Source organism: Lysobacter sp. N42 (assembly GCF_004344885.1).
Genome location: NZ_SKFB01000003.1, coordinates 346716 through 364391, shown reverse-complemented (window position 1 = coordinate 364391; position 17676 = coordinate 346716). Strand labels below are relative to the sequence as shown.

Annotated in this window: 20 protein-coding genes; 11 read left to right on the top strand and 9 right to left on the bottom strand. The window is 45.4% G+C overall.

The annotated features are described in order from the left end of the window. Window position 1: 1 nt before the first annotated feature. The gene (locus tag EYQ95_RS09240; RefSeq protein ID WP_111915331.1) at window positions 2-934 is read left to right on the top strand and encodes an AEC family transporter; all 933 of its coding nucleotides are present in this window, start codon (window positions 2-4) and stop codon (window positions 932-934) included. Between the two features lie 5 nt (window positions 935-939). On the opposite strand, the gene EYQ95_RS09235 is transcribed toward EYQ95_RS09240, so the two are convergent. The 3 genes from EYQ95_RS09235 to EYQ95_RS09225 form a co-directional block, all read right to left on the bottom strand. Continuing rightward, complete coding sequence (locus EYQ95_RS09235; RefSeq protein ID WP_111915332.1) at window positions 940-1830, bottom strand: putative metalloprotease CJM1_0395 family protein; 891 nt, start codon at window positions 1828-1830, stop codon at window positions 940-942. A gap of 17 nt (window positions 1831-1847) precedes the next feature. Next, complete coding sequence (locus EYQ95_RS09230; RefSeq protein ID WP_111915333.1) at window positions 1848-2075, bottom strand: flagellar basal body rod C-terminal domain-containing protein; 228 nt, start codon at window positions 2073-2075, stop codon at window positions 1848-1850. 123 nt (window positions 2076-2198) lie between these two features. Further along, the gene (locus tag EYQ95_RS09225; RefSeq protein ID WP_111915334.1) at window positions 2199-3302 is read right to left on the bottom strand and encodes a fatty acid desaturase; all 1104 of its coding nucleotides are present in this window, start codon (window positions 3300-3302) and stop codon (window positions 2199-2201) included. 135 nt (window positions 3303-3437) lie between these two features. Between EYQ95_RS09225 and fabR the strand changes: the two genes are divergently transcribed. Next, entirely contained in the window at window positions 3438-4058 is a 621-nt protein-coding gene (gene fabR, locus EYQ95_RS09220; RefSeq protein ID WP_111915335.1) for an HTH-type transcriptional repressor FabR, read from the top strand. Between the two features lie 83 nt (window positions 4059-4141). Continuing rightward, complete coding sequence (locus EYQ95_RS09215; protein WP_111915336.1) at window positions 4142-6163, top strand: S9 family peptidase; 2022 nt, start codon at window positions 4142-4144, stop codon at window positions 6161-6163. A 93-nt stretch (window positions 6164-6256) separates the two neighbouring features. On the opposite strand, the gene EYQ95_RS09210 is transcribed toward EYQ95_RS09215, so the two are convergent. From EYQ95_RS09210 to EYQ95_RS09200, 3 genes are read right to left on the bottom strand one after another with little or no spacing between them, the layout of a single operon-like run. Then, complete coding sequence (locus EYQ95_RS09210) at window positions 6257-6754, bottom strand: hypothetical protein (RefSeq protein WP_111915337.1); 498 nt, start codon at window positions 6752-6754, stop codon at window positions 6257-6259. Between the two features lie 21 nt (window positions 6755-6775). Continuing rightward, complete coding sequence (locus EYQ95_RS09205; RefSeq protein WP_111915338.1) at window positions 6776-7153, bottom strand: hypothetical protein; 378 nt, start codon at window positions 7151-7153, stop codon at window positions 6776-6778. A 52-nt stretch (window positions 7154-7205) separates the two neighbouring features. Next, the gene (locus EYQ95_RS09200; protein WP_111915339.1) at window positions 7206-8273 is read right to left on the bottom strand and encodes a tetratricopeptide repeat protein; all 1068 of its coding nucleotides are present in this window, start codon (window positions 8271-8273) and stop codon (window positions 7206-7208) included. Window positions 8274-8970: 697 nt separating this feature from the next. Here EYQ95_RS09200 and EYQ95_RS09195 point away from each other — a divergent pair. Continuing rightward, window positions 8971-9387 carry a hypothetical protein gene (locus EYQ95_RS09195; RefSeq protein WP_165831966.1) on the top strand — a complete coding sequence of 139 codons (417 nt, stop codon included), beginning with the start codon at window positions 8971-8973 and terminating at the stop codon, window positions 9385-9387. Next, the gene (locus tag EYQ95_RS09190) at window positions 9384-9578 is read left to right on the top strand and encodes a helix-turn-helix transcriptional regulator (RefSeq protein WP_111915340.1); all 195 of its coding nucleotides are present in this window, start codon (window positions 9384-9386) and stop codon (window positions 9576-9578) included. Before EYQ95_RS09195 ends, EYQ95_RS09190 begins: the two co-directional genes overlap by 4 nt. A 265-nt stretch (window positions 9579-9843) precedes the next feature. Here the strand turns inward: EYQ95_RS09190 and pckA are convergent, their stop codons facing one another. Together pckA and coaD are read right to left on the bottom strand one after the other, a co-directional pair. Further along, on the bottom strand, window positions 9844-11445 hold the full coding sequence (pckA, locus tag EYQ95_RS09185; protein ID WP_111915341.1) for a phosphoenolpyruvate carboxykinase (ATP): 1602 nt from the start codon (window positions 11443-11445) through the stop codon (window positions 9844-9846). A gap of 144 nt (window positions 11446-11589) precedes the next feature. Then, the gene (coaD, locus tag EYQ95_RS09180) at window positions 11590-12072 is read right to left on the bottom strand and encodes a pantetheine-phosphate adenylyltransferase (RefSeq protein WP_111915342.1); all 483 of its coding nucleotides are present in this window, start codon (window positions 12070-12072) and stop codon (window positions 11590-11592) included. A 202-nt stretch (window positions 12073-12274) separates the two neighbouring features. Here coaD and EYQ95_RS09175 point away from each other — a divergent pair, with 202 nt between their 5' ends. The 4 genes from EYQ95_RS09175 to EYQ95_RS09160 are packed head-to-tail and all read left to right on the top strand — an operon-like array spanning window position 12275 to window position 15654. Continuing rightward, window positions 12275-13468: a glycine C-acetyltransferase gene (locus tag EYQ95_RS09175; protein WP_111915343.1), complete on the top strand. Its 1194-nt coding sequence runs from the start codon at window positions 12275-12277 to the stop codon at window positions 13466-13468. A 29-nt stretch (window positions 13469-13497) separates the two neighbouring features. Beyond that, on the top strand, window positions 13498-14526 hold the full coding sequence (tdh, locus tag EYQ95_RS09170; RefSeq protein WP_111915344.1) for an L-threonine 3-dehydrogenase: 1029 nt from the start codon (window positions 13498-13500) through the stop codon (window positions 14524-14526). A 1-nt stretch (window position 14527) separates the two neighbouring features. Continuing rightward, window positions 14528-14851 (top strand): thiosulfate sulfurtransferase GlpE, encoded by a 324-nt coding sequence (gene glpE / locus EYQ95_RS09165; RefSeq protein WP_111915345.1) that lies wholly within the window; start codon window positions 14528-14530, stop codon window positions 14849-14851. Then, window positions 14848-15654, top strand: a complete 807-nt coding sequence (locus EYQ95_RS09160; protein WP_111915346.1) for a rhomboid family intramembrane serine protease — start codon at window positions 14848-14850, stop codon at window positions 15652-15654. Before glpE ends, EYQ95_RS09160 begins: the two co-directional genes overlap by 4 nt. A 25-nt stretch (window positions 15655-15679) precedes the next feature. Here EYQ95_RS09160 and EYQ95_RS09155 read toward each other — a convergent pair whose 3' ends face one another. Then, a complete protein-coding gene (locus tag EYQ95_RS09155; RefSeq protein WP_111915347.1) occupies window positions 15680-16093 on the bottom strand; it encodes a flagellar basal body-associated FliL family protein in 414 nt (137 codons plus the stop codon). 109 nt (window positions 16094-16202) lie between these two features. Between EYQ95_RS09155 and EYQ95_RS09150 the strand changes: the two genes are divergently transcribed. After that, window positions 16203-16778 (top strand): chorismate lyase, encoded by a 576-nt coding sequence (locus EYQ95_RS09150; RefSeq protein WP_165831967.1) that lies wholly within the window; start codon window positions 16203-16205, stop codon window positions 16776-16778. A 10-nt stretch (window positions 16779-16788) separates the two neighbouring features. Next, complete coding sequence (gene ubiA / locus EYQ95_RS09145) at window positions 16789-17664, top strand: 4-hydroxybenzoate octaprenyltransferase (RefSeq protein WP_111915349.1); 876 nt, start codon at window positions 16789-16791, stop codon at window positions 17662-17664. The last annotated feature ends 12 nt before the right edge of the window (window positions 17665-17676 follow it).

Below are 17676 nucleotides of genomic sequence, written 5' to 3'. Positions count from 1 at the left end.
CATGGATAACCTCACACTCATTGTTGCGTATTTACTGATCGGGTGGCTGTTACAAATCACTCGGTCGTTACCCGAAAATAGTGGCCAAGTGCTGAATCAGTACGTGATTTATGTTGCTGTTCCCGCCATGGTGCTTATTCATTTGCCTTCATTGCAAATAAATAAGTCAGTGCTGGCACCAATTTTTACGCCTTGGGTGATGTTTGGTTTAGCTATGGCTCTTGTGCTTTTGCTTAGCAGGCTTTTGAAGTGGAGCAAAGAGCTTACCGGCGCCATGCTTATCGTAGTGCCACTTGGAAATACCTCATTCATGGGCTTTCCAATGGTTACTGCATTGTATGGTGAGGCGGGGCTTCCTTATGCAGTGTTATACGACCAAGCAGGTTCGTTTCTGGCGCTCATTCTGTTCTCTAGCGTTATCGCCGCAAGGTACGGCCGTTACCAGCAGTCTCAGCAAGAAAACAATGAGCCCACAAGCAAGAAACAACAAGCTTTAAAACTACTCACATTTCCCCCGTTGCTCGCCATGATAGCAGCCTTACTTGTGGGTCAAGAACAATACCCTGGAGCCATACAGCCACTGTTGGAGTCTTTGGCACAAACGCTGGTGCCCGTGGTCATGATAGCGGTGGGCTTACAACTGAAGCTTCGTGTACTTCGCCACGACATGGTGCCCTTTGCGCTGGCTCTTACCATCAAACTGCTTGTACTACCGCTATGTGCGCTTATGACATTTAAGTTTATTGGAGCGAACGACCTTGCAGCAAAGGTGGCGGTGTTAGAAGCCGCAATGCCGCCGATGATAACTGCAGGAGCATTAGCCATTGCAGCAGGACTTAAACCAAGATTGGTTGCAGCAATTATTGGTTATGGGGTACTCATTGGAATGGTGTCGTTGCCGGCAGTTGCGTGGTTAACACAAGCAACGCTGTAGGCTAGTTAGGCTTGTGCTAGAACCGCGCTTTCTCTTGGGCGGAAACTACCTTGATAGGCTTGCTCGATACGCGAACCACGCTCTATTAAAGCGTCAAGCTCATCGTCGGAAAACTGATCTGCAGAACGGACTGAACTGTTTGCCGTGTTAACTGCCTGTGAAGCTTCCTCACGACGTTGCTCTGCTAAATCTTGTCTTGCTTCCGCTTCTTTTCGCGAAGCATCGGCAGCCACTTGTCGGTCTGCTGACGAAGGCTCTTCAGGCGCTAATGCGGCGCGGCGAACAATCTGCATTTTTTGTAGCGTGGCCGCAGGGTCGCCCGGCACTTCGGAAACATCTATTTGTACTTCACCACCAACAGCGTAGTTCGTGCCGTCTGGGCCTTTCTCGAATTCATAAGTCGGTGAGCCAGCATATTGTCCACCAACATTGGCATGGGCTTCTTCATGGCGACGAACTTCTGCATCACGCTGCTTTAGCTCTTCAACTTTCTTCTCGTCTTCAGACTTTTCACCCAGTCCGTCTTCGTTCTTTCCTTCGCCCTTTTCTTCTTCGCCAAGCACGCGTTGTTCATCTGGAACCTCTGCGTCGTCCTCGCCAATACCACGTTTTACTTGCGAAGATTCTTCAATCTCACCGTCTTCACCACGGGCGGCGCGGCGTTTTATTTGCTCTGCCCCTTGGCGAGCGTCGGCAAGTTGTTTGGCGAAGCTGGGTAAACCAGGAAGAGGTGCGCGTTCAGGGTTACTACCTAAACCACGTTCACGATTGAATTGCTCGTTTTGGGAAACTTGCGTAATCACTTCACGTAATTGGTTGTCTCGGCGGGCACTATCCGTCGGGCCCGCAACACTTGCAGGAACGAAAGGAATTGATGCTGGAACCGCCATGACCATATAAAGTACCGAGAACCTTACGCTTTAATGTTTAACAAAGTGCCAACCATGTCACTTTGCGTTGCTAATACTTTCGCGTTTGCCGTGTAAGACTTTTCTCCCGCGATTAAATCAACAGCGGCTTCAGCGTCCATCGCACCACTTTTCGCAATACGCTGGCTAGCATCCACAACTTGGTCGCTGCTTTGTTGCATACCTTGCAACGCAGAAGTAAACACAGCATTCTGAGAACTATTTATTTGCATACAACCAACCCCTATTGATTGCTTAATTATTGCGCAAAACAGCCCTTTTTACAAGTTAACAGCGGGTAAAGAAAAGCCCTCTCGAGGAGGGCTTTCAATGTTCACGCGCAATACTTTCAACAATTAAGCTAATGCAATTTGTAACTGTCTGCGGAATAAGCGTTTTTGTTGTCTAAAAGAACGTTTTAGCGATTTATACTGAGCGCGAAGTTCGCGCACTTGAGCCATGTCTTCTATCGCTTCTTTCTTGGCTTGTGCCCAAGCTTTGCGTTTCACGTTCAACTCTTTCAACTGTTGAGTAAGATGTTGGTACTCACGCTCAAAGCGTTCAACAAAGCCTGCTTTCTTGTTCTGCGCGCGTTGCCACATCATGTCTAAACGGGCCTTTTCAATCTGAAACTTGTTCACACGCTTTAAATTAGTCGCTAACCCGAACCATGACAGCAAACCAATCAACCATTTACTTGGGTCGTACTGATACCAACGCACACCATTGCGGTAATCACCGGCAAAAATATGGTGGAAGTTGTGGTAACCCTCACCAAAGGTAAGTAGGGCTAAAATACCATTGTCGCGCGCTGTGTTTCTTTCTGTGTACGGACGTTTCCCCCACATATGCGCCAAAGAGTTAATGAAGAATGTGGTGTGGTGACTAAGAACAAGTCTTAAAAACCCGCCAATGATTAGCGCACCAAGCACCTCACCAACCATAAGGCCAATCAGAAGTGGCAAACCAATATTCATGAGCAAGGTAAGCGTTAAATAGTGCTTGTGTTGCCACATTACTATCGGATCTTTTTGTAAGTCTTTCACGTTCGAGTAGTCTTCATAACGCTGCTCTTGATACTCGCGAAGCATCCAGCCAATGTGCGCAAACCAAAATCCACGCGAAATTGAATATGGGTCGTTATCTAAATGATCAACGTGCTTGTGGTGCTCACGGTGATCTGAAGCCCAATGCAATACGCTGTTTTGCAGCGCCAACGCGCCACCAAGCGCATACACAAAACGCACTACAGGATGTGCGTCGTAAGTTTTATGTGACCATAACCGATGGTATCCAGCTGTAATAGACAAGCCGGCCCATGAAAACAAAGCAATCAATGTAATAACTAACGCGCTACTCAAGCCGTTAAAATAGATATAAAGTGGTGTACCTATTGCAGCAACTGCAAAGGTAATGCTGAAAACAAGAATATTCAGCCATAGCAAAGGTGGTTTTTTCATATAAAATTCATTTTAAGCTAACAAGTGTACGCTGAATTTATACATATTTTATCGAATGATCAAGGAAAGATTTGTAAATTGACCTTACATTTGTTCACTGATAATCTTTAGCCCTTACCCAATAAGGAAATAGCCATGGCTGGCGTGCGTGCGCAACAAAAAGAAAAGACTCGTAGAGCCCTCATTCATGCAGCTCTAAATCAGTTGTGCCCGGAAAGCTCTTTTTCCAGCTTAAGCCTGCGTGAAGTTGCGCGAGAAGCCGGCATTGCACCCACAAGTTTTTATCGCCATTTTCAGAATATGGACGAACTCGGCCTTACTTTAGTGGACGAGGGTGGCTTGGCGCTCCGTCAATTACTGCGCCAGTCTCGTCAACGCATTGCAGACGGCGGCTCCATTATCGAGATATCCGTGCATACTTTTATGGACTATGTCACAAACAATAAAAATATTTTCCGTTTAATGCTGCAAGAACAGGCAGGAACGACCAAAGAGTTCAGGTTAGCTATCGCACGGGAAATTGATCACTTCAAAAAAGAACTAACAGATTACCTTCGAACAGAGCGTCAAACGGAAGACAAGTTAGCGCGCATTCAAAGTGACGCAATTGTTCGCGTTGTATTTAGCGCAGGGGCTGACATCTTAGATATGAATGCTCAAGAGCGCGCGCAACTCACCGAACAAACCATCCAACAGGTCCGCATGATTGCCCGAGGTGCGGCGAATTTGCAAGAAACCTCGGCTACCAACCCTTAGCCCCCTAGAAGATTGACGCAAAAACAGGTTAAATAAGCCTTCTTGAAAATCTTTTGTAAAAAGCCAACGACAAGGAGTTACTCATGACTCGAATCAGCGCATGGTTAGCACTCGCGCTTCTCACGCTTAGTAGCATTTTAGCGTGCGGAACCAGTGAAGCTAACAATATTACGCTCGAGCAGATTGTTACCACTCAATCCGTGAACCAAGCCATTACTACTGACGACGGTGAAATTACCATTTTCACACGTGTTCGCCCTCGCGACCCATATAGCGAAGAAGACGGCAGCTCTCACGTAGAAATGTTTATGCTTCGCGCAGACGGCACTGAAGTTCCATTTGTGACCGGCAACACGCGTGTTGGACAAATTGCCTTCAATGCAGACCAAACCAAGGTACTTTACCTAGCCAAGCGTGACGGCGATAAAAACACCAGTCTTTACAGCATTCCTTTAAATGGTGGTGAGTCGGTTAAGGTACTTGAACACGACACTTCAATCTCAAGCTTCGACGTGAGTGACAGTGGCGACTTCATTGCATTTCGTGCAAGCGAAGAGTCAGAAGACGACAAGGCACTGGAAAAAGCAGGCTTCAGAGCTCGCGTATACGAAGAGGAATTTACTTTTACTCGCGCATTCTTGTTCGACACAGAATCAGAAGAAGTAACCCAAGTTGAATTTAACGAACAAGTTTACTCGGTGCAGTTCCGCCCGGGTAGCACAGACCTTCTTGTTCGTGCAGCGCCAACCACGCTTATCGACGACAGCTACATGCGTAGCAGCTATGTGCTGATTAATAGCGAAGGTGAAGAACAGGTTCGTTTTGATACCGAAGGTAAGCTAGGTTCAGCAACGTTCTCACCAAATGGTCAACGTCTGGCTATTATTGGCTCGCAAGATCGCAACGACCCTGCAGACGGTCGCTTGTACACGGCGAACCTCAGAAATGGCAGCGTCACCGAGTTATTACCGAACTTTCTAGGCCACGTTGGCGACATCATTTGGCACGACAATAACCACCTTGTTTGGTTAGCAGATGTGAACACAGAAACTGTTGTAGTTCGCCACAACGTAGAAAGTGATGAGCAAACTACGCTATTGCCAAGTGGTCAGCTCATTGCAACTACACTAGGTTCTATTGACGCTGAAGGTGTAATTACTTTACTTGGCCATAGCCCTGCGCACCCACGTGAAGCATTCACGTTAGCGGGTTCAGAGCTTACTCGTTTAACAGACTCGAACGCTTGGATTCACGACGCAGAACAACCACGCCAAGAAGTAATCACTTACACTGCGCGTGACGGTTTAGAGCTTGAAGGTATTTTGGTTTACCCAACCAACTACCGCGAAGGTCGTGAAGTGCCTGTAATTATGGCTATTCACGGTGGTCCTGAAGCACACATTCGCAACGGTTGGAACGACCGCTACTCCACGCCAACTTGGTACATGGCGCAAGAAGGCTTTGCGACCTTCTTCCCGAACTACCGCGGTAGTACAGGCCGTGGTGTTGAGTTCTCTATGCTAGGTCAAAACGACTACGCAGGTGCAGAGTTCGACGACATCGTAGACGCGAAAGAGCACCTTGTTGAAATTGGTGTAGCAGACGAAGACCGTGTAGGTATTACTGGCGGTTCTTACGGCGGTTACGCTTCTGCATGGGGCGCAACTAAACAAACTGAACACTTCGCAGCAAGCGTCATGTTCGTGGGTATCAGCAACAACCTTTCAAAGTTCGGTACCACCGACATTCCGAACGAGATGCACCTCGTTCACGCACGCAGCTATCCATGGGACAAGTGGCAGTGGTATCTCGAGCGCAGCCCCATTTACTGGGCAGAACAAGCGCGTACGCCTATTCTGATTATGCACGGTGAAGAAGACACTCGCGTACACCCAAGTCAGTCTATGGAGCTATACCGCTACTTGAAAGTTCACGGCAACGTACCCGTACGCCTAGTGCTTTACCCAGGCGAAGGTCACGGCAACCGCCGCGCAGCAGCGCAGCTTGACTACGCCTACCGCATGGAGCGCTGGATGAAGTGGTACCTTGTTGACCAAAACGAAGGCCAGCCAGAACACGAGTTGGACTTCGCAGAGCGTCTTTAAAAGTTAAAGAACGCCGCAGTTTAAAAACAAAGGGCTTTCCGATTGGAAAGCCCTTTTTGTTTGTGGGGACAATGTACTTGTTTGGCTCTTTAGCTACCCGTAATCGTGAGCCCACGGTGCATGTCTGAAGAGATAAAAAGGCGTTTGGTCAAAGTTCCATCTATTGTTCTTCTTTATGATTTCTGTTGCTGCATACAACTCAAGCCAATGACTTCCTATAAGCTCCCAGTCTAAAACGGTAGGTTTATCAACTAAGTCACTACGGAAGTAGACTATCACCACCGAGTTATCTACTTGATTGAAAATTGAATAATCAATGCTCGGATTTAAAAAGAAACGCCTCAATCGACTTGGCTCTTCTAATCCAAAATAAAAGTTGTAATCCGCATTGGTAGGAAGGTTGTCTTCTGATGAAAATAGCTGCTCAAAAGCGCTCCTGTCTTTGGAGCGCAAAGCAGCTATTAATTGCGATGCTACCACCTGTGTTTCTGTTGTTAATGGAGCAGATTGCGCCGGGGCTCCGCATGCGTTGAGCATAAAGAAAAATAGAATCGATATCGCAATTACATTATTTGAGAGATTACCGAACATATCATGAAGCCTTAGGAAGCGTTAGTAATCGTAGTTCAAACGAAGAAAAATCAATAGTTCAGCATCACCCTCGGATTTGGCGAATCTCAACGCGTGCTGTTTTTCGACATCAGAAACGTAATCCGACATCAAAGTGAGCATCTCATAACCTCTTTCCCTGAGTGAAATTTCAAAAGCTGTTTCTCTCGCTATTTCAAAAGATGAATCTGCTCCGTAGTTTAATAATAATTCCGCTCTTATTTTATCCGCAAAACTGAGTTCTCTTTTTGCCACAACAAACCAAAGTTCTTCATCTGGCTCGAATAGAAACCTAGGTGCATTTATAAAGTTCAATACAATGTAGTTGTCTCCAATTAATAGAAAAATTAGCCAAATATTGGTTCTACTGTTTTGTGTCATGAATCCAAAATCCTTTTCTCATCTTATGAACCGAAACTATTTTTTCAGCAAATCAATTCGTTAGAAAGTCTCTACCATAAGGAGCTTCCTCTTCAACAAGGCATGTAAATGAACGATAGTCGACATCACTTTCATTGAGCATCTCAATAGCTTTTGGGTCGGACTCCATAATACCTGCGGCAATAACGCTAATCCTTCCTTTTCTTACTTCTCCAGCCCGAATTAAAGCAAGACCTTGCATGAACATAGCCCCTTCCAACCCTCTAGCCGCTGCTTCGTTATAATACTGGGCAGCAACCCGGTAATCCTGATCCACGTCTTTTTGTCCTACAAAATAAATATCTCCCAAAAATCGGGCTGACAAACCGAACCCCCGACGAAGGCTAGATTCCAAATAGGAAATAGTATTGGCGCTATCATTCAACTCCCAATATACACCACTAATAAGGTGCTCTAGGCTTCCAAACAGATCTCCTCCATCTATGCTTGAATAGAGCTCTAAAGCTCGCTCTAAATTAGTCTGAACTCCTAATCCATATTGATAGTATTGCCCCAACGCCATGATTGCTCTCTCGTTCGTGTCGCCACTTTCGGATGCAGCCATAGCCTCACTCAGAGTTAAATAGGCTTGATGATATTTCTGCTCCATTCGCAGAATTTCAGAGGTATTTAGAGCAGCATCTAAGTCTCCAGATTCCAAGAAAGGCTCGATTAGGAGCTTAGCCTCTTCATAACGACCAAACTGCGCACTCAGGAGAGCTGTCAGGTATAATGCCCAGGGTTCTCCTGCAGTAACGTACGGCTCGACTTTAGAAAGCATTGATTCATAATATTGCTCTAGTTGTAATGCGTATACCAGCTGTCCTTGCTTTTTCAGGCAGTCTGCTGAATCCTCTGTACAGCGCTCCAAAACCTGATACGCATATACTGCCGAAACATTCCTTATCGCATTCTCTGAGCATGAAATTAAGTCTTGAACAGAATTAGTTGTCCCACAATATTCTGACACTGTAACTTCATTCGCTGACATCGAATCACAATGATTCTGGGCTACAACAGCGAGAGGAAGATAAAAAAATATGCATAAAGCGATTCTCTTAAAACCAAAACTAATTTCCAATCTATTCTCCACCGCCGCGCGACAAATTCTTCGCGAGTTCAATTTATGACGCTCCTCAGTTTAACCTTTGGTTAGTATGAAACTTACCACTCCCGATTCAGATACATTAAATCTCCATAAGTACTCTCGGTTAGAGTCTTGGTAACTATAAGAATTGCCATCAACTTTTTCGAGTTCATTTAAAAAGTGAAGTAAATCTCTCGGTAGCAACTTAAAGTCGCCGCTGGATGTATTTGTATCTAGATTATTTCTTACCGTAATGTCTATTGTGGTGGTCGGTAATATACTCGGAAGCCAACCTCTAGCAAACAGGTCATCTTCTTTCGCATCTTCATACGTTGGATAATATGACGAAACAATGTCACTACAGGAGCAGAGCACTACTGTTAACAAAACGAAATATATGTACTTCACTTCTTACCCTCTGAATTTATAGCACTTTGCATCAAGCTATCTACCAACTCTACCAACTTCATCTATGTTTGTCTTACTTCACGTGAAGAAACGCTCGATAGCAAAACGGGTGCCTAAGGGCGCAACACATCACCTACACTCCAGAGACAAGCAGAGCTGACCTTATGTAAAATAAACTTGACTTATATCAAATATGGCTTAAGATGAATAAAGTCAAGGTTACTTGACATTCATTGCAGCGCGGCAACCTAACTAACGTAAGTCATTCATTGAGGATAGAGATATGCAACATTCACAGAGCAGCACGCTTGCAGAGCGTAATAAGAAATCAAATAAAGTTATTTTCACATGGACCTTAGCCTGGGTTTTATCTCTAGCGCTACTGGCGTTTGGTCCAAAGTTTGTCTGGGACTTTGCGGTGGGTTATAGCATTGCGGTTATCGTTGTGAACCTCTTTTGCGGTTACAAAATGATCATGGCCAATAAAATGATGCTAGAAGGCCTAGATGAGTTACAACGCAAACTTCACATGAACGCTATGGCCATTTCTTTGGGCGTTAGCATGATATTTGGTGCGGTCTACGGACTACTTGAAGGCATCCGATTAATCGACTTCCACCCGAATCCATCAAGTATTTTAGTGGTGATGGGACTTTCGTACGTTATCAGCTTATTGATTGGCACGAGGAAGTATCAATGAAGAACAAACTAAAAGTGCTCAGAGCTGAGCGGAACTGGACCCAGGCAGACCTAGCGCAGGCATTAGATGTTTCTCGACAAACTATCAATGCCATCGAAAAAGGAAAGTTCGACCCCAGTTTACCTCTGGCGTTCAAAGCAGCACGGCTATTCGAAATGCGCATCGAAGACATTTTTGAAGATGAGAGTTAATTGTACCGAATAGACTCTCATCCAACCATGATATTAAACACGCATCCGTACGCAATCACCTACGGGGTCAGAGCACTTCACCTACGGGGTCAGAGCACTTTGTGCTCTGACCCCATTTAATTTGAGCCTGAAGCTTCGCACACCAGCACAAGGATGTATGCTTAACCACTGCCATGGAGAACGTACAGCGGTCCCTACGAAAAACAGGCACAAAAAAAACCGTAGTGAGTTTCCTCGCTACGGTTTTCTTTAACTTAAGCTTTGTTTACAGCTGAGGACCAGCCGCAACCAAAGACTGACCTTCATCTGTGTCTGTGAACTTCTCAAAGTTCGCAACAAAACGACGAGCCAAGTCTTGAGCCTTCACGTCCCAGTCATTCGCATCTTGGTACGTTTTTCTTGGGTCTAGAATGCTTGCGTCTTCAACACCAGCAAGGCCTGTAGGCATAGCCAAGTTGAAGTAAGGCAGTTCAACAAACTCAGCGTCTTCAATCGAGCCGTCTAGGATAGCGTCGATAATAGCGCGCGTAGCTTTGATAGAGATACGTTTACCTGTGCCGTTCCAACCTGTGTTCACAAGATAAGCTTGTGCGCCAGCTTCAGACATACGCTTTTCTAGAACTTCTGCGTACTGAGTTGGGTGCAAGCTTAAGAACGCAGCACCAAAACAAGAAGAGAAAGTTGGTGTCGGTTCAGTAATACCACGCTCAGTACCCGCAAGCTTCGCTGTGAAGCCAGAAAGGAAGTGGTATTTAGCTTGTTCAAAAGAAAGCTTAGAAACAGGAGGTAGCACTCCAAACGCGTCTGCAGTTAAGAAAATAACTTTCTTCGCGTGGCCTGCTTTTGACACCGGCTTAACAATGTTGTCGATGTGGTAAATAGGGTAAGAAACACGCGTATTCTCAGTTTTAGAACCGTCGTCGTAGTCAACCTTACCATTGTCATCAACAGACACGTTTTCTAGCAATGCGTCTCTGCGAATCGCACGGAAAATATCAGGCTCAGCTTCTTCAGAAAGGTTAATGGTTTTCGCGTAACAACCACCTTCGAAATTAAACACACCGTCGTCGTCCCAACCGTGCTCATCGTCACCAATAAGTTCACGTTTCGGGTCAGTTGAAAGCGTAGTTTTACCTGTACCTGACAAGCCAAAGAAAATAGCAACGTCGCCTTCTTTGCCCACATTCGCAGAACAGTGCATAGAAGCAATACCTTTCAACGGCAAGAAGTAGTTCATCATAGAGAACATACCTTTCTTCATTTCACCGCCGTACCAAGTACCACCAATTAACTGAATGCGCTCAGTTAGGTTGAATGCAACAAAGTTCTCTGAATTTAAACCTTGTTCTTGCCAGTTCGGGTTAATGCACTTCGCACCATTCATTACTACGAAGTCTGGCGTGAAACCCTCGAGTTCTTCGTCTGAAGGACGAATAAACATGTTCTTCACGAAATGAGCTTGCCATGCAACCTCTGTAATAAAGCGCACAGCTAAACGCGTGTCTTCGTTTGCACCGCAGAATGCGTCTACTACGAAAAGGCGTTTATTTGAAAGCTGGTTGGTCACTACACCTTTAAGGTCAGCCCAAACTTCTGGCGAAATCGCTTTGTTATCGTTCTTACCTTGGTCTGCCCACCACACTGTGTCACGTGTTGTGTCGTCGCGAACAATGTATTTATCTTTCGGTGAACGTCCTGTGAAAATTCCGGTATCTACAGCAACCGCTCCGTTCTCGGTTACCTGGCCTTTTTCGTAGCCAGCCAATTCAGGGCGTGTTTCTTCTTCGAAAAGTAGCTCATAAGAAGGGTTGTAAACTATTTCCGAGACGTTGGTAATGCCATATTGGCTAAGATCCACCTTGGCCATGCCATGGACTCCTGCAGGTCAATTTATTTCAAAATGGTAAGTTTATTTCAAAACGGTAACATGAAATTTTGCCGCGCATGATACCGTTTTCGGGCTGAAAAAGATAGATGAAAAATCCCCCAATTTACCCGAAAATTACCGACTTTAGCCCTTAAATTTTGACTTTAAAGCTTTCGCCACATGTTCAGACACAAATTGATTCACTTCACCCTTATGTAAAGCCACTTCTTTTACCAAGGTTGAAGATATAAACGAATTCTCTTCTGAAGGAGTTAAAAACACGCTTTCTAGCTCCGAATTCAGGCGTCGGTTCATGTTCGCCAACTGGAACTCATATTCAAAGTCCGCAACTGCGCGAAGCCCTCGCACCAGCACTTTAGCGTCTTGCTCTCTGGCTAAGTCTGCCAGTAAACCAGAAAAGCCGATAACTCGAACGTTGTCTAAATGCTGCGTAGTTTTTTCGACTAATGCGACACGCTCTTCAAGCGAAAACAGAGGTTTTTTGCTAGTGTTTGCCGCTACCGCAACAATGACGTCGCTGAACAACTTCGAGGCTCGCTCAATGAGGTCGCTGTGCCCATTGGTCACAGGATCAAACGTGCCCGGATAAATTGCGCGTGTATACATGGGTAAAGTTACCTTTATTAAATGTGTATAGCGAAGCGGAAATAATAGCGAAGATTAGCCCACTTCGCATTAACGCTGGAAACATCTGTAATGCAGTTTGTACAACAGTTTTTAGGCAGCAGACCAGTTTTTCCGTGCGAAACACGCACTAACTGCGTAAAATAAGCCCATATTTTTTTCCAGCAACCGCTAGGAGCAACGCATGAAAAGCGCTTTTTACGATCAACTACGTCAACAAATTGAAGAAGTGAAAGAAGATGGTTTGTATAAAAACGAAAGAGCCATTAGTTCTTCACAGTATTCTGAAATTGAAGTGAATGGTCAAAAAGTTCTGAACTTCTGTGCAAACAACTACCTAGGTTTAGCCAACCACCCTGAACTGATTAAAGCCGCACAAAAAGGCTTAGACGAATACGGTTTTGGTGTTGCTTCGGTACGCTTCATTTGTGGTACTCAAACCATTCACCAGCAGTTAGAAAAGAAAATTAGTGACTTCTTGGGTATGGAAGACACCATTCTTTACTCTTCGTGCTTTGACGCCAACGCTGGTTTGTTCGAAACATTACTCGGCCCTGAAGACGCCATTATTAGTGACGCGCTAAACCACGCTAGCATTATCGACGGCGTGCGCTTGTGTAAAGCAAAGCGTTACCGTTACGCAAACAACGACCTTGTAGAGCTAGAGAAACAACTACAACAAGCTGAAGCCGACGGCGCTCGCCATAAATTAATTGCAACCGATGGCGTATTTTCAATGGACGGCATTATTGCCAACCTTCCAGGCATTTGTGACCTAGCCGACAAATACAATGCATTAGTTATGGTGGACGACTCTCATGCAGTTGGATTCGTAGGTGACAAGGGCCGCGGTACGCATGAATATCATGACGTAATGGACCGGGTAGATATTATTACCGGTACACTAGGTAAAGCTTTAGGTGGAGCATCAGGTGGTTTTACTGCAGCTAAAAAGGAAGTTGTTGAATGGCTACGTCAACGTTCAAGACCTTACCTATTCTCTAATTCACTTGCGCCTTCCATTGTTACTGCCAGTTTGAAAGTACTCGACATGCTGAGTGAAGGTGACGAGTTACGCGTAAAACTAAAAGAGAACAGTAATTACTTCCGCGAAAAAATGACAGCAGCAGGCTTTGAACTTGCCGGAGCTGATCACGCCATCATTCCGGTAATGCTTGGTGATGCAAAAGTGGCAGCGCAAATGGCCGACAAGATGTTGCAAGAAGGCATTTATGTCGTGGGCTTCTCCTTCCCTGTTGTTCCAAAAGGGCAAGCACGTATTCGTACACAAATGTCTGCAGCACACACCAAAGAACAGCTAGACCGCACTATAGACGCGTTTATTCGTGTAGGTCGTGAGCTCAATATTATTAAGTAATAACAGTATTAAGAACCGAGGTTTTAACAATGAAAGTATTAGCAAAATTGAAAGCCGAACCCGGCATTTGGATGAGCGAAGCCGAGGTTCCTGAGTATGGTTACAACGACCTACTCATTAAAATTAAGAAAACTGCAATTTGCGGCACAGACGTACACATTTATAAATGGGACGAGTGGTCGCAAAAAACGGTTCCAGTAGGCATGACCGTGGGTCACGAATATGTGGGCGAAGTTGCAGCAATGGGCGAAGGTGTTCGTGGTTTCGAATTGGGTGACCGCGTATCTGGTGAAGGCCATATTACTTGTGGTCATTGCCGGAACTGCCGTGCGGGTCGCCGTCATTTATGTCGTAACACAGTCGGTGTTGGCGTGAACCGTCCCGGCGCATTTGCTGAATACTTAGTTATTCCTGCAGAGAATGCTTTTAAATTACCGGACGAAGTGACTGACGACCTAGCGTCTATTTTCGACCCGTTTGGTAACGCAGTGCACACCGCATTAAGCTTTGACCTTGTGGGTGAAGACGTACTCATTACCGGCGCAGGGCCAATTGGAATTATGGCTGCTGCTGTAGCCAAGCACGTGGGTGCGCGCCATGTGGTGATTACCGACATCAATGATTACCGTTTAGAGCTTGCCGCAAAAATGGGCGCTACACGCACAGTGAATACTTCGAAGGAATCACTGGACGTTGTTATGAGCGAGCTGGGTATGAAAGAAGGCTTCGACGTAGGTTTAGAAATGTCAGGCGTTCCAGTTGCGTTCAGCCAAATGCTCAATGCAATGAACCATGGCGGCAAAGTTGCCATGCTCGGCATTCCACCAGAAGACATGGCGGTAGATTGGAACCAAGTTATTTTCAAAGGATTGGTTATTAAAGGTATTTATGGCCGAGAAATGTTTGAAACTTGGTACAAAATGGCTTCATTAATTCAAAGTGGGTTAGACCTAACGCCAATGATTACTCACCACTTCCCTGTCGACCAATACGAGGAAGGGTTTGAGACCATGATTTCAGGCAAATCTGGAAAAGTAATCTTAGATTGGGAAGCCTAATATGAGTGAAATGCAGCACATTCAATTGGAAGACGCACGCGCCCGAGTTCGCTCGGGTGACTGTGTGCTTGCAGATATTCGCGATCCTCGCAGCTTTTCAATGGGTCATGTTGAATCGGCATACTCACTGAACAACGACAATATCAAAGACTTTCTTGCTGAATGCCAAGGCAAAGCAGTCATTGTTGCTTGTTACCATGGCGTAAGTAGCCAAGGTGCGGCGCAGTTTATTGCAGCACAAGGCATTGAAGAGGTTTACAGCCTAGACGGTGGAATGACAGCGTGGGCAACTCAATATCCAGAGGATATGGTTAAGGGCGAGTGAAAAAGCTAACGCAGTCTAGCGACGAAACTCACATTAAAAAGCTGTATGCGTTGTTACTACAACACCGCATTCCTGTTCACGTTACAGAAGAGCAAGGTAAGGTAGTGTTGTGGCTTCTTCAGCCAGCATTCGAGGCGCAAGCCCTAGAGCTTATCGCTCAGTTCCACGACAATCCTGATCAGTTTCAATTCAAGCAAGGTGGCAAATCTCAAAGTGGCCTGGCACTGCTTTGGCACAACATGGCAGCGCAAGCAGGAATTGTGACCTTTGTTATTGCGATAGCCGTGTTAGCTGTTGCTGCTTTACAGTTCTTATTTTTTGATAGTACAACGCAAAGTCTACTTATTGCTCCTCCAAACGCCACAGAGTTTAATTGGCAACAGCCATGGAAGCTTGTCACTCCTGCGTTCCTTCACTTTTCCGCTACACATCTTATTTTTAATGTTTTCTGGTGGTGGTACTTGGGTGGTCGAATTGAACTAACACAAGGAAAAGGCACACTCATTACGTTGTTTTTCCTTACTGCTGTTATTTCAAACTTCGTGCAATTTGCGGTAAGCGGCCCACTGTTTGGCGGACTTTCAGGCGTAGTATACGGTCTTTTAGGTTTTTGCATGATCATGAGTGCGAAAAGAGGTGGTCCACTATGGCTTCCACCTGCACTTATCTTCTTCATGGTTTTGTGGTTGGTGCTCGGTTACAGCAACGCGTTGTGGGTTAACATGGCTAATGAAGCGCACTTAAGCGGACTGCTTAGCGGCTTAGGCTTAGGTGCATATTACCGCTTTGTGTTGAAGCGGTAATATGACTCTTAGTCATTGCTATTCGCTACTGGTAAATATACTTGGTGAATATTAAGTCGCGAATAATGTCTTCGCCTGTTTCTCTACGAATAAGTTCTTGAGCAACTTCTAAGCACGCTAATCGAATTTCTTCACGGCCAGTAAGTGAACGTATTCTTGCTTCAGTTTCTGTGCTTAACACCTGAATAAACGCATTTCTCAAAAGCGGCGCATGGTACTCAATCATGCTTAACTCTTGCGTACTTGGTACACGCACTTCAATTGCAACACGAATATACCCTAAGCTTGAGTCGCCCGGCGACTTTAAGTAATTAGTGGTTATGTCAGGCTCGAAACCGAAATAAGCATGTTGAGCGTCTTGTGAAGAAGCCGTAAAAGGTAACACTGTCGCCACCGCAATGCTCATAATCAGCAGTAATTTTAATAACCTTGGTATCATGCATGACTTCCTTTTTAAGTTGCTTAGGGTATCGGCAAGTTCAGCAAGTGCTGAAGCAAAATTGTCCTTCAGGTATGATAGTTCTATTGTTACGAAGATCGAATTTTACATGCAAATAAAATCTTTTTTTCCCGTAGGTATGGAAGCGAGCTGGCAAACCGAGCTACCGCAACTAGAACCGAACCTGAATAGTTGGCTAAATGATGCGGGCTCTCTAACCGCAAAACTAAAGGCGTTGTCCAATAATTTTCGTGTAGAGTTATTAGGCCAACAACAGCTTCACGCGCACAATTCTGAGATTCAGTTTTTGGGTATTACCGACACGCACCTGTGCATTGTGCGTGAAGTATTGCTCAACAGCGACGATGAGTCTTGGGTGTTTGCTCGTTCAGTGTTACCGGTGTCGTCATTGAGTGACGAAGATCAAGCATTAGCAGAAATGGGAAATAACCCTTTGGGTGAAGTGTTATTTCAAAACTCCTCTATTGTTCCTGGCGATATTCAGGTTGCTCAGTTTGACCAAGCTAGCAATGTCGTGAGATTAGACAATACTTTACATGCAAACTCAGTAACTTCGCTGTTTGGCAGAAGACGACTATTTCATCTACAAAATGGTCCTATTTTAGTCGCTGAAGTGTTCCTTTCTGCAGCACCTTGCTATGCTGAGAGTAAGGCATCAATCTAGGAGTGATACGATGAATCGTTTAGACGCATACCGCGCCTTAATGCGCATGGACAAACCCATTGGCACTTGGCTTTTGGCATGGCCCACTTTTTGGGCGCTGCTTATTGCTGCAAACGGCGACCCATCGGTTCGTTTAGTGGTTATTTTTGCTGCGGGTGTTTTCCTTATGCGCTCCGCCGGATGCGTAATCAACGACTTCGCTGACCGCCATATTGACGGCCAGGTGGAAAGAACAAAAGAAAGGCCATTAGCGAAAAAGGCTGTTTCCTCGTTCGAAGCCATTGTGCTTTTCGCCATACTTATTTTCTTAGCACTGCTTTTAGTTCTCACACTCAACAAGCTCACCATAATTCTGGCATTTATAGCTGCTGCGCTGGCGATACTTTACCCCTTTACGAAACGCTGGACTCATGGCCCACAATTTATTCTGGGTGCTGCATTCAGTATGTCTATACCCATGGCATTTGCGGCTGCAACCAACTCTCTACCGCTGGTATGTTGGGTACTGTTTGTCGCTAATCTATTTTGGACTGTGGCGTATGACACAGAATACGCCATGGTTGACCGCGAAGACGACCTTAAAGTGGGAGTGAAATCGACCGCCATTTTAACCGGCAAATACGACATTCCATTTATCGCATTGCTGCAAATATTGGCCGTCGCCTTACTCGCTTATGTGGGCTACACCATGCAAGCAACATACGCGTATTGGGGTGGATTAATAGGTATGGCAGGATTATTTTTCTGGCAGCTTATTCTTATTCGCAATCGCGACACGGACGCATGCTTCTTAGCTTTCCGTCAAAACCATTATGCTGGCATGATTTTCGCGATTGGTTTAGCGTTGCATTATTGGCTACCGGTTCCTTTTGGTGCCTCTGTTTGAGGCACCTTGAAA